This window comes from Roseovarius indicus, from assembly GCF_008728195.1.
GTDB lineage: Bacteria > Pseudomonadota > Alphaproteobacteria > Rhodobacterales > Rhodobacteraceae > Roseovarius > Roseovarius indicus.
In genome coordinates this window covers 1,822,144-1,835,653 of the sequence record NZ_CP031598.1, presented here as the reverse complement: position 1 = coordinate 1,835,653, position 13,510 = coordinate 1,822,144, and the positions used below count along the sequence as shown (strand labels likewise).

At 65.6% G+C, this 13,510-nt stretch carries 12 protein-coding genes, 1 other RNA gene and 1 riboswitch; of the genes, 6 read left to right on the top strand and 7 right to left on the bottom strand.

Annotated features, from left to right (window positions below; all coding sequences use genetic code 11):
* The 5 genes from gatA to RIdsm_RS08440 all read left to right on the top strand — a co-directional run bounded on the left by gatA (position 1) and on the right by RIdsm_RS08440 (position 4,304).
* On the top strand, positions 1-1,488 hold the full coding sequence (gatA, locus tag RIdsm_RS08460; protein WP_057814091.1) for an Asp-tRNA(Asn)/Glu-tRNA(Gln) amidotransferase subunit GatA: 1,488 nt from the start codon (positions 1-3) through the stop codon (positions 1,486-1,488).
* A 35-nt stretch (positions 1,489-1,523) separates the two neighbouring features.
* Positions 1,524-2,285, top strand: a complete 762-nt coding sequence (locus RIdsm_RS08455) for a hypothetical protein (RefSeq protein ID WP_057814092.1) — start codon at positions 1,524-1,526, stop codon at positions 2,283-2,285.
* Positions 2,286-2,313: 28 nt separating this feature from the next.
* Positions 2,314-2,976 carry an N-acetylmuramoyl-L-alanine amidase gene (locus RIdsm_RS08450; protein WP_074940095.1) on the top strand — a complete coding sequence of 221 codons (663 nt, stop codon included), beginning with the start codon at positions 2,314-2,316 and terminating at the stop codon, positions 2,974-2,976.
* A 13-nt stretch (positions 2,977-2,989) separates the two neighbouring features.
* Positions 2,990-3,366, top strand: an RNA gene (gene rnpB, locus RIdsm_RS08445) — RNase P RNA component class A.
* Between the two features lie 140 nt (positions 3,367-3,506).
* Positions 3,507-4,304, top strand: a complete 798-nt coding sequence (locus RIdsm_RS08440; protein WP_057814094.1) for a sulfotransferase family 2 domain-containing protein — start codon at positions 3,507-3,509, stop codon at positions 4,302-4,304.
* A gap of 175 nt (positions 4,305-4,479) precedes the next feature.
* Here RIdsm_RS08440 and RIdsm_RS08435 read toward each other — a convergent pair whose 3' ends face one another.
* Positions 4,480-5,736 (bottom strand): M24 family metallopeptidase, encoded by a 1,257-nt coding sequence (locus RIdsm_RS08435; protein ID WP_057814095.1) that lies wholly within the window; start codon positions 5,734-5,736, stop codon positions 4,480-4,482.
* 301 nt (positions 5,737-6,037) lie between these two features.
* Here RIdsm_RS08435 and argE point away from each other — a divergent pair, with 301 nt between their 5' ends.
* Positions 6,038-7,201: an acetylornithine deacetylase gene (gene argE, locus RIdsm_RS08430; RefSeq protein ID WP_057814097.1), complete on the top strand. Its 1,164-nt coding sequence runs from the start codon at positions 6,038-6,040 to the stop codon at positions 7,199-7,201.
* Between the two features lie 103 nt (positions 7,202-7,304).
* Here argE and trmB read toward each other — a convergent pair whose 3' ends face one another.
* The 6 genes from trmB to RIdsm_RS08400 form a co-directional block, all read right to left on the bottom strand.
* Positions 7,305-8,021 (bottom strand): tRNA (guanosine(46)-N7)-methyltransferase TrmB, encoded by a 717-nt coding sequence (gene trmB, locus RIdsm_RS08425; RefSeq protein WP_082647287.1) that lies wholly within the window; start codon positions 8,019-8,021, stop codon positions 7,305-7,307.
* 175 nt (positions 8,022-8,196) lie between these two features.
* Positions 8,197-9,378: a methionine adenosyltransferase gene (metK, locus tag RIdsm_RS08420; protein WP_057814101.1), complete on the bottom strand. Its 1,182-nt coding sequence runs from the start codon at positions 9,376-9,378 to the stop codon at positions 8,197-8,199.
* Positions 9,379-9,384: 6 nt separating this feature from the next.
* A riboswitch (SAM-SAH riboswitch) is annotated at positions 9,385-9,433 on the bottom strand.
* Between the two features lie 37 nt (positions 9,434-9,470).
* On the bottom strand, positions 9,471-10,979 hold the full coding sequence (gene lnt, locus RIdsm_RS08415; protein WP_057814102.1) for an apolipoprotein N-acyltransferase: 1,509 nt from the start codon (positions 10,977-10,979) through the stop codon (positions 9,471-9,473).
* Positions 10,980-10,984: 5 nt separating this feature from the next.
* Positions 10,985-11,869, bottom strand: a complete 885-nt coding sequence (locus RIdsm_RS08410) for a hemolysin family protein (RefSeq protein ID WP_057814103.1) — start codon at positions 11,867-11,869, stop codon at positions 10,985-10,987.
* Between the two features lie 55 nt (positions 11,870-11,924).
* On the bottom strand, positions 11,925-12,413 hold the full coding sequence (gene ybeY / locus RIdsm_RS08405; RefSeq protein ID WP_057814104.1) for an rRNA maturation RNase YbeY: 489 nt from the start codon (positions 12,411-12,413) through the stop codon (positions 11,925-11,927).
* Positions 12,414-12,483: 70 nt separating this feature from the next.
* Positions 12,484-13,497 carry a PhoH family protein gene (locus tag RIdsm_RS08400; RefSeq protein WP_420854115.1) on the bottom strand — a complete coding sequence of 338 codons (1,014 nt, stop codon included), beginning with the start codon at positions 13,495-13,497 and terminating at the stop codon, positions 12,484-12,486.
* Between the last annotated feature and the right edge of the window lie 13 nt (positions 13,498-13,510).

Genomic DNA, 13,510 nt, shown 5'->3' with positions numbered 1-13,510 from the left:
ATGACCGACCTGAACACCCTCACCATCGCCGAGGCGCGCGACAAGCTGCGTGCCGGCGAAGTGACGTCGTCCGAGCTGACGGAGGCCTGCCTGAAGGCGATCGAGAGCGCGGGCGCGCTCAATGCCTTCGTGCACAACACGCCGGAGATCGCGCGGGAGCAGGCGAAGTTCGCCGATGCGCGGCTGCAGAAGGGCGACGATGCGCCGATGTGCGGGATTCCCTTGGGGATCAAGGATCTGTTCTGCACCAAGGGCGTGCCGAGCCAGGCGGCGAGCGGGATCCTGAAAGGGTTCAAGCCGGAATACGAATCGACCGTCACGCAGAACCTGTTCGACGCGGGCGCGGTGATGCTGGGCAAGCTCAACATGGACGAGTTCGCGATGGGCTCGTCGAACGAGACGTCGGTTTACGGCAACGCGGTGAACCCGTGGCGGCGCGGGAATGACGAGACGGCGCTGACGCCGGGCGGGTCTTCGGGCGGCTCGGCGAGCGCCGTGTCCGCCGACCTCTGCCTGGCCGCGACCGGCACCGATACCGGCGGCTCGATCCGCCAGCCTGCCGCCTTTACCGGCATCACCGGCATCAAGCCCACCTATGGGCGGTGCTCGCGCTGGGGGATCGTGGCGTTTGCCTCGTCGCTCGACCAGGCGGGGCCGATGACCAAGTCGGTGCGGGATGCGGCGATCATGCTGGAGGCGATGTGCGGGCATGACCCGAAGGATTCGACCTCTGCCGATCTGGCCGTGCCGGATTTCGAGGCGATGCTGACGGGTGACATCAAGGGCAAGGTCATCGGGATTCCCAAGGAATACCGGATGGACGGAATGCCCGAGGAGATCGAGACCCTGTGGGCCGACGGCACGGCGATGCTGAAGGATGCGGGGGCCGAGATCCGCGATATCAGCCTGCCGCATACGAAATACGCCCTGCCCGCCTATTACGTGATCGCGCCGGCGGAGGCGTCTTCGAACCTCGCCCGGTATGATGGCGTGCGCTATGGGCATCGCGCCAAGCTGGAACAGGGCGACGGCATCACAGAGATGTACGAGAAGACCCGCGCCGAGGGGTTCGGGCACGAGGTGCAGCGCCGGGTGATGGTCGGCACCTACGTGCTGTCGGCGGGGTTCTACGATGCCTATTACAACAAGGCGCGGAAGGTGCGGACGCTGATCAAGAAGGATTTCGAGGATGTGTTTGCCGAGGGGATCGATGCGATCCTGACGCCGGCCACCCCCTCGGCCGCCTTCGGGCTGGGCGAGATGGCCGAGGCGGACCCGGTGCAGATGTATCTCAACGACGTCTTCACCGTGACCGTGAACCTGGCCGGGCTGCCGGGGATCGCCGTGCCGGCGGGGCTCGACCGGCAGGGGCTGCCGCTTGGCCTGCAGCTGATCGGGCGGCCGTGGGAAGAGGGTGATCTGCTCAACACGGCCTATGCGCTCGAACAGGCGGCGGGATATGTGGCAAAACCCGCCAAATGGTGGTAAACTGTCCAAAACGATAGATGGCAGGACATAAGCAGATGCGTATCACGATCCTCGTCGCGGCCCTGGCGGCCGTTTCGGCCTGTTCGCCCAGCATCCCCGACAGCGCGGCTGGCGTGGGGTTTGACGACTATTCCGAGTACGAGAGCAGACGGCAGGCAAGCGCCGCCGCGCAGACCGGCGCCACCGCCGTACCGCCCGCCGGCGCAATGTCCGACGAAGTCTCGACCACGGCGGTTACGACCCAGCCTCTGAGCGCCACGACAACCGCGTCGGCCGACGACACCGACAGCGAGACGCTGGCCCGCGAAACCCAGGCCGCGCTGGCCGCGACCCGTGCCAATTCCAGCCAGCAGCCCTTGCGCGCCAATCCCAACAACCCGGCGCCCGAGACCGTGGAAACCGCCTCGGGCATCTCGACCGAGAACGATTTCGACGCCGTGGGCGAGGCCCGCTCGATCGAGAGCGATGCCGAGCTGATCGCCCGCAACCGCGAGCAGTACCAGGTGGTGCAGCCCACCGCCCTGCCCTCGCGCTCGGGCAATACCGGGCCGAACATCGTCGAATATGCCCTGTCGACCAAGCACCCGGTGGGCGCCAAGATCTACAGCCGGATCGGCATCAACAAGCAGTCGCGCTTCGAGCGGAACTGCGCCAAGTATTCCTCGGCCGACCGGGCCCAGATCGACTTTCTCGCCAATGGCGGGCCGAACCGCGACAAGATGGGGCTCGACCCCGATGGCGACGGCTATGCCTGCGGCTGGAACCCCGCGCCTTTCCGCATCGCGGTGAACGGCTGAGGTGACCCCCGACCACCCGTCGGCCACTGTGACCCCATCGCCCAATTGCGGCGAGCGGCGGGGTGGCGTTCTGCCCGACATGATCGTGCTGCATTACACCGGCATGGACAGCTGCGCCGCCGCGCATGAGCGGCTGTGCGACCCTGGCGCCGAGGTGTCGGCGCATTACCTGATTTCGGAAACGGGGGCGCTTTGGCAACTGGTGCCCGAGGCGCTCAGGGCGTGGCATGCGGGGGCCGGGCACTGGGCCGGCACGGACGACGTCAATTCCCGCTCCATCGGCATCGAGCTGGTCAATACCGGCACCGCCCCCTTCCCTGAACCGCAGATGGCGGCGCTGGAGGGGCTGATGCGGGGGGTCATGGGCCGCTGGTCCATTGAGCCCCACCGGGTGATCGCCCATTCCGACATGGCGCCCGACCGCAAGTTCGACCCGGGCCCGCGGTTCGACTGGCGGCGGCTGGCGCTGTCGGGGTTGTCGGTGTGGCCCTGCCCCGGTGCGGAGGGGAATTTCCTTGAGAGCGCCCGCCGCTTCGGCTACCCGCCCGAGGCCGCCCCGGAGGAAATCCTGCACGCCTTCCGCCTGCGCTTCCGCTCCTGGGCCAGCGGCCCGGCGGATGCCATCGACGCAAGCCTCGCCGCCGACCTCGCAAGCCGGTTTCCCGTTGACCGGGCGGCGCCGAGCGCCTAATTGCCACAGATGCGCGGAGGGCCGGATGGCCGCACCACCGCAAGGTGGCGAGGAAAGTCCGGACTCCACAAGGCGACGGTGCCGGGTAACGCCCGGCCGGGGCAACCCGAGGGAAAGCGCCACAGAAAACAGACCGCCCTGCCATTCGTTTCGGCGAACCACGCGGGGTAAGGGTGAAACGGTGGGGTAAGAGCCCACCGCGGGACGGGCAACCGGACCGGCACGGCAAGCCCCACCGGGAGCAATGCCGAATAGGGACCGCATTTTGGGCCGGCCTTGGCCCCGCGGTCCGGGTTGGCAGCACGAGCCTGTTGGTAACAGCAGGCCCAGATGAATGGTCATCCCCGGGGCAACCCGGGACAGAATCCGGCTTACAGGCCCTCCGCGCATTTTCCGGACATTTCCGGCAAAGAGGCCAACCAGCCCTCACCCATCCGCGCCCGTTTCTTGACACGACTCACCCCGGGGCGCAAATTCAATGGCATTAGATCGCGAAGGCAATTGTCGGTTCAATCGCTTGAGGGACGCCCATGACAGAAAGGCTCGAAGATCGCATCGAGGCTGTGGCGGGAGTCGGCCTGAGAAGTTTGGAAAACGGCATTTTCCACGTCCACATCCCCAAGACTGGCGGCAGCACCCTGAACAATGCCTTCAAGGGAGCTCCGAATTACTTCAATTCCGGACACGCTTTCGGCGTGGATGATGTCGTGCACGTGGGGCACATTGCGCATTTTGAACGCGGGTGGAAGACTTGGCCCACCTACATCTACGACAGGAACTTCCGGAAATGCATCCGCTTCGCGGTGATACGTTCGCCCACCGAGTGGCTGTTCAGCTACTACTACCACAACCAAAGGCCCAACCTGGACGGCTGGGGATGGGCCTCTGCCGTGGAGTACCACGGGTTTCAAAGCTTCGAACAGTTCGCGGAGTCGTTCCTTGACCATGACTTTGAATGGCACTGTCGCCCGATCAGGGATTTCCAGATTGCCCAATGTTTTGACCGCAACGGGAAATGCCAGGTCGACTTCCTTGTGTACAAGGAGCGGCTCAACGACGCCATTAGCGTCTTTTCAAAGCTTCTCGGCCACGAGGCCGCGCTTGTGGCAAAGCCCAGAAACATCGGGGCCTATCGCAACCGGTACGTGACAAACCCGGACCTGACGAACCGTTTGCTGTTCCGTTTTCGCACGGAAATGGCGCTGTTCGGATATCAGAAAGATGGCTCGATAGACCCCGAACGCGCGCTGCTTGAAAGCGATGGGATCTTCGCCTTCCCCGACCGGCTGCGGTTCGACCTGCGCAGCGGGTGTGTCAGCCTGGATTGAAGGCCATCGCGCGTGTGTGTCACTGGCACGAGGGTAGAGGCGGCGTCGTTGTACCTTGCGGTTTACGTGGCTCGTGCGGGGGAGCCCTGCGGCGTGGCCGGCAGGCGCTCCGGTATCGCATGAGAATGACGCATGCCACGAAACCGGAGCGCGCCGCCGCCCGTTGACGCGCCCCCTACCCCAGCAATGCCTCCTCGAAAGGGAAGCGCGACAACAGCTCGACACCCGTTTCGGTGATCAGCACCTGCTGCTCCAGCTTCACGCCCTCCTTGCCGCCTTCGGCGCCGATATAGCTTTCGACACAGAGCGTCATGCCCGGTTTGATCTCGCCATCGTAGCCCGCATCGGGGAAATCGCCCCGGTGGTAGAGATAGGGATACTCCCCCGTCATCCCGCAGCCATGCGCCGACAGGTAATAGCGGTTGGCGTGGTATTTCTGGGGGATGTCCCACGCGGCCTCGGCATAATCGCGGAACGACATGCCCGGATGCAGGATGCCGATATTGTGCGACACCTGCTCATGGGCCACGCGGTAGAGTTCCTTCTGCTCGGCCGTGGGGTTGCCCGGCCCGCTATGGAAGGTGCGCGAGAAGTCGGAGTAATAGCCGTGGCAGCCGACCACGTCGGTATCCAGCGCGATCAGCTCGTTTTCTCCGATCACGTTGTCGCTGGTCTCCTGGAACCACGGGTTGGTGCGCGCCCCGGCGTTCAGCAGGCGGGTTTCGACGTAATCGCCGTTCTGGGCGATCACCGACTGGTGCAGCACCGACCAGAGCTCGGCCTCGGTCAGGCCCGGGCGGATGGCCTCGCGCAGCTTTGCCACGCCCCGCTCGGTGGCGCGCAGGGAGGCGTTGATGCATTTCATCTCCTCGGCGGACTTGATCGCGCGGGCCATCTCGACCGGGGCCTGGGCATCGACCACGTGCACGCCCGCATCGCGGAGGGCCAGCGCTGCACCGGCGTTCATCCGTTCGATGCCGACGGTGGCCCGTTTGCCCGCGACCTCCTCGACCAACGCCGCCATGTCCTTTGCCCAGCCGATCTCGCGCGCGGCGATGTCCGGGCCGGCCGCGACGAAGCTCGCCGTCTTGCCGGGGCGCACCTCGTCGACCGTCTCGAACCCCTCGGCCAGGTGCAGGCAGCCGGTGAACTCGAACAGGATCGACCGGTCGGCCGTCAGCAGCAGGTAGCGCGCCGGGCCGTTGCGCATGGAAAACACCTGCATGTTGCGGGTGCCGGTGGCGTAGCGGATGTTCACCGGGTCGCTCAGGATCACCGCGTCGATGCCGTGGCGGCCCATCTCGCGGCGCACCTGCGCCTGGCGGTACTGCCGGACCGCTTTCAGGTCGATGCCTTCGTCGTCGGGGCTGCGATCCAGCTGGGCGAGGCCTGCAAGGTCGCCCCGCTCGGCGTGCCAGTCGAACTCTGCCATGATATCTCCTTTCGCGCGGCGACGCGCGTCAATTCGGTCAAACGTTTCAGGGAAGTTGGCCTTGGTGTAACAGGCCCGGGGCGGCGGCGCTTATCCCAGATCGACACCGCACGACGCGTCATGCGACATGAGCCGGGCGAAACGGGGCACAGGCCGGTCAGAAACCGCGCCCGGCGAGTGATCTTCCATCACCGAGCGCCGTCAGCACGGCCTGACAGCGCATTCTGTCCAGAATTGACTTGACGGGGCAGCCCCGCCTCAACACAGTCGATCAGGTTTTCCAACAGCCGGGAGGGTGCGCGTGACAACACAGCTTTCCGATACGGTGGCGCTTCTGGGCGACCTGATCGCCTTTCCCACCGTTTCCGAATTCAGCAATGTCGACATGATCTCGTACCTGGCGTACCGCCTCGAAGAGGCCGGGGCGCGGGTCGACATCTACCATGACGATATCGGGCATAAGGCCAATCTTTTCGCGACCATAGGCCCCGAAGTTGACGGGGGCATCGTGCTGTCGGGTCATTCCGACGTGGTGCCGGCCGACGCAAATGACTGGGTGTCGGACCCGTTCGAGATGATCGAGCACGAGGGCCGGCTTTACGGGCGCGGCACCTGCGACATGAAAGGGTTCATCGCCGCCGCCACCGCCATGGCGCCGATCTTTGCCGAGCGGGTCAAGGACCGGCCGGTGCATTTTGCCTTCACCTATGACGAGGAGGTCGGCTGTTTCGGGGCGCAATCGCTGGTGAAAAGCCTGAAATCCAAGGGCTTGCGGCCCGGTGTTGCGGTGATCGGAGAGCCCACTTCGATGCGGATCATCGAGGGGCACAAGGGCTGCTATGAGTACACGACGCGGTTTTCCGGGCTTGCCGGCCATGGCTCGGCACCCGACCGGGGGGTGAACGCGGTGGAATATGCGGTGCGCTACGTGAACCGCCTGTTGGAACTGAAGGATGCGCTGCGGGCCCGGGCCCCGGCCGGCAGCCGGTTCGACCCGCCCTGGACCACGATCAACACCGGCAGTTTGCAGGGGGGCGTGGCCCATAACGTGATCGCCGGCCATGCCGAGGTGCAGTGGGAAATGAGGCCCGTGCAGACCTCTGACGCCGATTTCGTCAAGGACGACCTGCGCGACTATTGCTTCAACCAGCTGCTTCCCGCGATGAAGGCCGTCTGCCCCGACGCCGATATCGTCACCGAGGTGATCGGCGAGGTGGAAGGCCTCGAACCGGTTGACGAAAACGAGGCCAAGGACATCGTGATGGAGCTGACCGGCGCCAACTCGGTCGACGTGGTGCCGTTCGGGACGGAGGCCGGGATCTTCCAGAGCTTCGGCATGTCGTCGGTGATCTGCGGGCCGGGCTCGATCGATCAGGCGCACAAGCCCGACGAGTTTGTCTCGATCGGGCAGTTGCAGCAATGCCTCGACATGCTCGACCGGCTGGGCGGGAAACTGGCGGCCTGACGGGCCGCCGCCTGATCCGGGGCCTTTCGTGGGACCGCGGAGGCCCCGGGGCAAGCCCGGGACGGGTGTTCAAGACCGCCCTGCAACGCCTTGATGGAAAACCCTAACCTTCCCGGCGGAAGGTCAGGTAGTGGGGCACGCGGCCCTCGCGCAGGGCCTTCTGTTCGTAACGGGTCGAGAGCCAGTCATCCCACGGCTCGCGCCAGTCCTTCGGGCCCTCGGCCAGCCATTCGAACCCGTGCTTCGGCACCTGTTGCAGGGTCTGGCGGACGTAATCGGGAATATCCGTCGCCACCCGGAAAATGGCCCCCGGCTTGAGCACCTGCGCCAGCGGCTCGAGGTGCTCGGGCGTGACGAAGCGGCGCCGGTGGTGGCGTTTCTTGGGCCAGGGATCGGGGTAGAGGAGAAAGGCGCGATCCACCGATTTCTCGGGCAAAACATCGAACAGGTCGCGCACATCGCCGGGGTGGATGCGGATATTCTCGCAGCCCTCGTCGCGGATCTTGCCCAGGAGCATGGCGACCCCGTTGATGTAAGGCTCGCAGCCGATGAACCCCGTGCCGGGGTTCCGGGCGGCCTGGTGCACCATGTGCTCACCCCCGCCGAAGCCGATCTCGAGCCACAGGGGCCGGTCGCCGAAAAGCCCTTTCAGGTCAATCGCTTCGCGCTCGGGGTTCACATCCCAGTCGACCTTGCCGGGCGACAGCGCGGCCAGATCCTCGTCGATATAGATCTTCTGCGACTTGCGCAGAGACTTGCCCTTGAGCCGGCCGTAGAAATTGCGCCACGGCGCGCCGGACGGATGGGATTTATCGGTCATTTTGAGGCCCTCCAAGGTACGACATCATCGGTACAGCCTTGCCGAAATCGTACATCAACGGCGCAGCTTTCCGCAAATCGGCGCGGTTTCCTTGATGTTTGACAGCTTGACCCATGCATCACCCACATAAAAAGGGCGGCGCCCGGCGCCGCCCTTCGCAACCTGCATTCTGTGATCAGATCGCTTTCTTCAGCGCCTCGACAAGGTCGGTGCGTTCCCAGCTGAAGCCGCCATCGGCATCCGGCTCACGGCCGAAATGGCCATAGGCCGCGGTGCGCTGGTAGATCGGCTTGTTGAGCTCGAGCTGCTCGCGAATGCCGCGGGGCGTCAGGCTCATCGAGGCGCGGATCGCCTTTTCGATCTGCTCTTCGGGCACTTCGCCGGTGCCGTGGGTTTCGGCATAGATCGACAGCGGCTCGGCCACGCCGATGGCGTAGGAGAGCTGGATGGTGCAGCGCTCGGCCATGCCGGCGGCGACCACGTTCTTGGCGAGGTAGCGCGCGGCGTAGGCGGCCGAGCGGTCCACCTTCGTTGGGTCCTTGCCCGAGAAGGCCCCGCCCCCGTGCGGCGCGGCGCCGCCATAGGTGTCGACGATGATCTTGCGGCCGGTCAGGCCCGCGTCGCCATCGGGGCCGCCGATGACGAACTTGCCGGTCGGGTTCACGTGCCAGACGGTCTCATCCGACAGCCAGTCGGCGGGCAGCACTTCGCGGATGTAAGGCTCGACCATCTCGCGGATGTCGTCGCTGGTCAGGTCCTCGTCGAGGTGCTGGGTCGACAGCACGACCTGGGTCACGCCCACGGGCTTGCCGCCTTCGTAGCGCACCGAAAGCTGCGACTTGGCGTCCGGGCCCAGCGCCGGTTCCTGCCCCGATTTGCGCACCTCGGCCAGGCGGCGCAGGATCGCGTGCGAGAACTGGATCGGCGCCGGCATGAGCGCGTCGGTCTCGTTGGTGGCGAAGCCGAACATGATGCCCTGGTCGCCCGCGCCCTCGTCGCGGTTGTCGGCCCCGGTCACGCCCTGGGCGATATGCGCCGATTGTTCGTGAAGCAGGTTCATGACGTTGCAGGTGTCCCAGTGGAACTTCTCCTGCTCGTAGCCGATGTCGCGAATGCACTCGCGGGCGATGCCCTCGATCTTGCCCATGTAATCGCGCAGCTTGTCCTGATCCGTCAGGCCCACCTCGCCGCCGATGACGACCTGGTTGGTGGTGGCGAATGTCTCACAGGCCACCCGGGCGAGGGGATCCTCGGCCAGGAAGGCGTCGAGCACGGCATCGGAAATTCGGTCGCACACCTTGTCGGGGTGCCCCTCCGAAACGGACTCGGAGGTGAAGATATAGTTCTGACGGGACATGAATGTTGCTCCATTAAGATTTTCCCGTCACGTCAGGTAGCCGTTGTGACGGGTCGAAACTGCTTAGGCCGCGCCCATGAGGGCGTCAACGCTTAAAAACTGCGGTTTGTACGCTTGTGGTACAGAAGGGACAGAACGAGCAAAAAAAGGGCAAACCCGGCGATGGGCCAATCGCCGGTGCGCGCATAGGGCGTGGGCGGCAGCGGCGGTGGCAGGGGGGTGTCGGTCCATCCTGCCTCGCCAAGGGGCAGAGAGGTGGTCACGCGCCCCGTCGCGTCGATCATTGCCGAGACGCCGGTATTGGCCACGCGGATCATCGGCAGGCCCTGTTCGGCGCTTCTGAGCCGCGCCTGGGCGAGGTGCTGGTAGGGTCCGAGGATATTGCCGAACCACGCGTCGTTGGTGATGAGCAGCAGCATGTCGGGCCGCCTGTCATAGGCGCCCACATCCTGCGGGAAGACCCCTTCGTAGCAGATGAGCGGCAAGGCAAGGCCCAGCTTGCCAAGGTCGATCACCTGCGGGCCGGGGCCGAAGGAATAGCCGTTTCCCTCGTTCGAGGCGAGGCCGTAAATGCCGAAATTCGCAAGGAAATCCCCCAACGGCATGTATTCCCCGAAGGGCACGAGGTGGTGCTTGTCGTAGAGCGCCGACACCGCGCCCCCGCGGTCGAGCCGGATCAGCGAGTTGTAATAGCGCCGCCCCTCGAAGCGTTGCAGGCCCAGCACCACCGGCGTGTCACCGGCGGCGTCCGAGATCGCGTCGAGCGCCGGCCGCGCCCGTTCCAGCACCCACGGGATCGCGGTTTCCGGCCAGACGATCAGGTCGGGCGCCGGCCCCTCTGGCGGCGCGGCGGTGTAGTCGATCTGCCGTTCGAAGAAGCCCAGAGCCTTCTCGGGGTCCCATTTCTCGTGCTGCGGCGCGTTGGGCTGCACGAGGCGCACGGTGGCCGCGTCGGGCCCGGCCGGTGCCTCTGGCGTGAGGGGAATGGCCGCGGCCCAGAGCACAGCCGGCAGCGCCAGAAGCGCGCCGCCCGGCGCCCAGCGCCGCTCGGCCAGCAGCCAGAGCCCTGCCCCGCCGGACACCACGAGCCCGGTCAGCGCAAGCGAGCCGCCCCAGGACGACCAGTGCAGCAGCGGCGTGTCGATCAGGGCATGGCCCACCTGCGCCCAGGGAAACCCGGTCAGCAGATAGGTGCGGGCCGCTTCGATCAGCATGACCATCGCGACGAAGGGCGCGACTCGCCCGCCGAGCGCGCGGGTGATCGCCAGCGCGCCGCCCCAGAAGAGGCCGAGCCCCAGCGCGAGGAAGAAAAGCGCGAAGGGCGCCATCCAGCCATGCCGGGCGGCGTCGACGAAGAAGGGCTCGACGATCCAGAAGAGCGCCAGCATGTAATAGCCGGTGCCCGCCGAGAGCCCCAGCCAGCCGGCCCGCCGCCAGCCCGGCGCCAGGCGCCCCAGCCCGAAGACCACCGCCAGCGACAGCACCGTCGCCGGCCAGAACGCGACCGGCGCCTGCCCCAGCGCGCCCAGCGCGCCCGCCAGCGCGGCGAGCGCCAGTTGCGCACGCGGCCCGAGCGCCTGAACGATCCCGGGGGCGCGCATGTATCCTAGCTGTCCGAATGTCCGGGAAGGCGGACGCGCAGCCGCTTGATGCGGCGCGGATCGGCCTCGACCACCTCGAAGACCGTGCCGCCGGGGTGTTCGACCATCTCGCCGCGCACCGGCACCCGGCCCAGCAGCATGAAGACCAGACCGCCCAGCGTGTCGATCTCTTCCTCGTCGACCTCTTCGGCCTCGGTCAGCGACTGGCCGATCTCCTCCTCGAACTCGTCGAGGGGGGTCTTGGCCTGCGCGAGGTAGATGCCGGGCTTTTCCTGCACCCAGTAGGTGTCGTCTTCGGTGTCGTGCTCGTCCTCGATCTCGCCCACGACCTGTTCGATCAGGTCCTCGATCGTCACCAGCCCGTCGACCCCGCCATATTCGTCGATCACCAGCGCCATGTGGCGGCGTTCGTTCTGCATGTTCTGGAGGAGCACGCCGATCGGCATGGAGGGCGGCACGTAGAGCAGCGGCCGCACCAGCGGCTTGAGCGAAAACCTGCCACCCTTGCCGTTGAATCCGTGGCTGAGCGCGAAATCCTTCAGGTGCGCCATGCCCACGGGCGAATCGAGTGTGCCGTCATAGACCGGCAGCCGGGTCTTGCCGCTTTCGCGGAAGACGCTGACAAGTTCGTCCTTGGTGATGTCGATGGGTACGGCGACGATATCGGCTTTCGGAACCGAAACATCCTCGACCGTGAGGGTGCGCAGGTTACCAAGGCCCAACGCGCCAGAGCGCGGCCTGTTTGCCCCGTCTTCCTCGTCTTCATCCTCGCCCGTGCTGAATGCATCGAATATGCGGCGGAAAAAACCGCCCTGCTCTTCTTCGCTGTCCTGGCTATCCGCCTGCGCGCAACGCGCCGCGTTAGAAGATGCGTCTGTGCTGTCGCCCATTGTCCTTAGGTCCAAAAAAAGGTGGGGCCGTGCATACACGCGGCCCTGACAGGTTTCAATATGGGTCAGGCAGACCCAGCTTGCCAAGTATCGCCACCTCGGTTGCTTCCATCAAAGTGGCATCTTGGTCACGCACATGATCATAGCCCAGAAGATGTAACAGCGCGTGAACAACGAGGTGCGTGACATGATCGGCCATCGGCTTGCCCGCGGCCTCGGCTTCCCGCGCGCAGGTGTCGTAGGCGATGGCGATGTCGCCCAGTTCCGGGTCGAGGCCCGGCTCTGGCAGGTCGGGTATCGCACCCGGCTCTTCCGGCGCGCGTTCCTCGGACGGCCAGGACAGCACGTTGGTCGGCGTGGGCTTGTCGCGGAAGTCCTCGTTCAGCACGGCAATGCGGGCGTCGTCGCAGGCGAGGATGGAGATTTCCCATGCGTCGGGGTCCAGCCCGACATGGCGGAGCGCCGTCTCTGCCGCGCGGTCGGCCAGCGCGGCAAAATCCGCCGAGTCCCAGCGGTCGTCTTCGTAGAGAATGTCGATCTGCATCGCCTACCGTCGCAGGCCGGAAAATTCGAATTTTCCGGTCCGTTTTCTTCGAAGAAAACGGCGCCCCGCCTCACACGTCCTTTTCATAGGCCTCGATGATCTTCGCCACCAGCGGGTGGCGCACCACGTCCTTCGAGGTGAAGTAGTTGAACGAGATGTTGGGGATATCCCGCAACAGCCGCTCGGCGTCGTGCAACCCGCTCGTCACGCCGCGCGGCAGGTCGACCTGGCTGCGGTCGCCGGTGATGACCATGCGGCTGCCCTCGCCCAGGCGGGTCAGGAACATCTTCATCTGCATCGAGGTCGCGTTCTGCGCCTCGTCGAGCACCACGAAGGCATTGGCCAGCGTCCGGCCCCGCATGAAGGCGAGCGGCGCGATCTCGATCCGCTTCTCCTCGATCAGCTTGGCCGCCTGCTTGGCCGGGAAGAAATCGTTCAGCGCGTCGTAGAGCGGCTGCATGTAGGGGTCGACCTTCTCCTTCATGTCTCCGGGCAGATAGCCCAGCTTCTCGCCCGCCTCGACCGCGGGGCGCGCAAGGATGATCCGGTCGACATGGCCTTCGATGAACATCGAAACGCCCACCGCCACCGCAAGATAGGTCTTGCCGGTGCCCGCCGGGCCGATGCCGAAGGCCATCTCGTTGTTGAAGAGCGACAGCACATAGGCCTTCTGGGCGTCGGTGCGCGGCTCGACGAGCTTCTTGCGGGTCTTGATCTCGACCGGCCCGCCCTTGAACATTTCGAGCTGGTCGCCGTCGCAGGGTTCCGACTGCGGCTCGGGCCCGCTGCCGCCCATCCGCAGCTCGCGGTCGATATCGGCCGGCTCGACCGACCGCCCCGCCTCGAGCCGGGCATAGAGCGCGGTCAGGACGCCGACGCCTTCCTTGACCAGGGGCTCTTCGCCCACCACCGACAACTGATTCCCGCGCCGCATGATCTGCACGCCCAATTGACGCTCGATCTCGGCCAGGTTGCGGTCATGCTCGCCGCACAGGTCAATGAGGAGGAAATTATCGGGAAATTCAACGGTCTCTTCATGCAGCGCGGAAGAGTCGTCCATCGGGGGCAGCGCGGTTGTAGCCAAACAGATCTCCTGA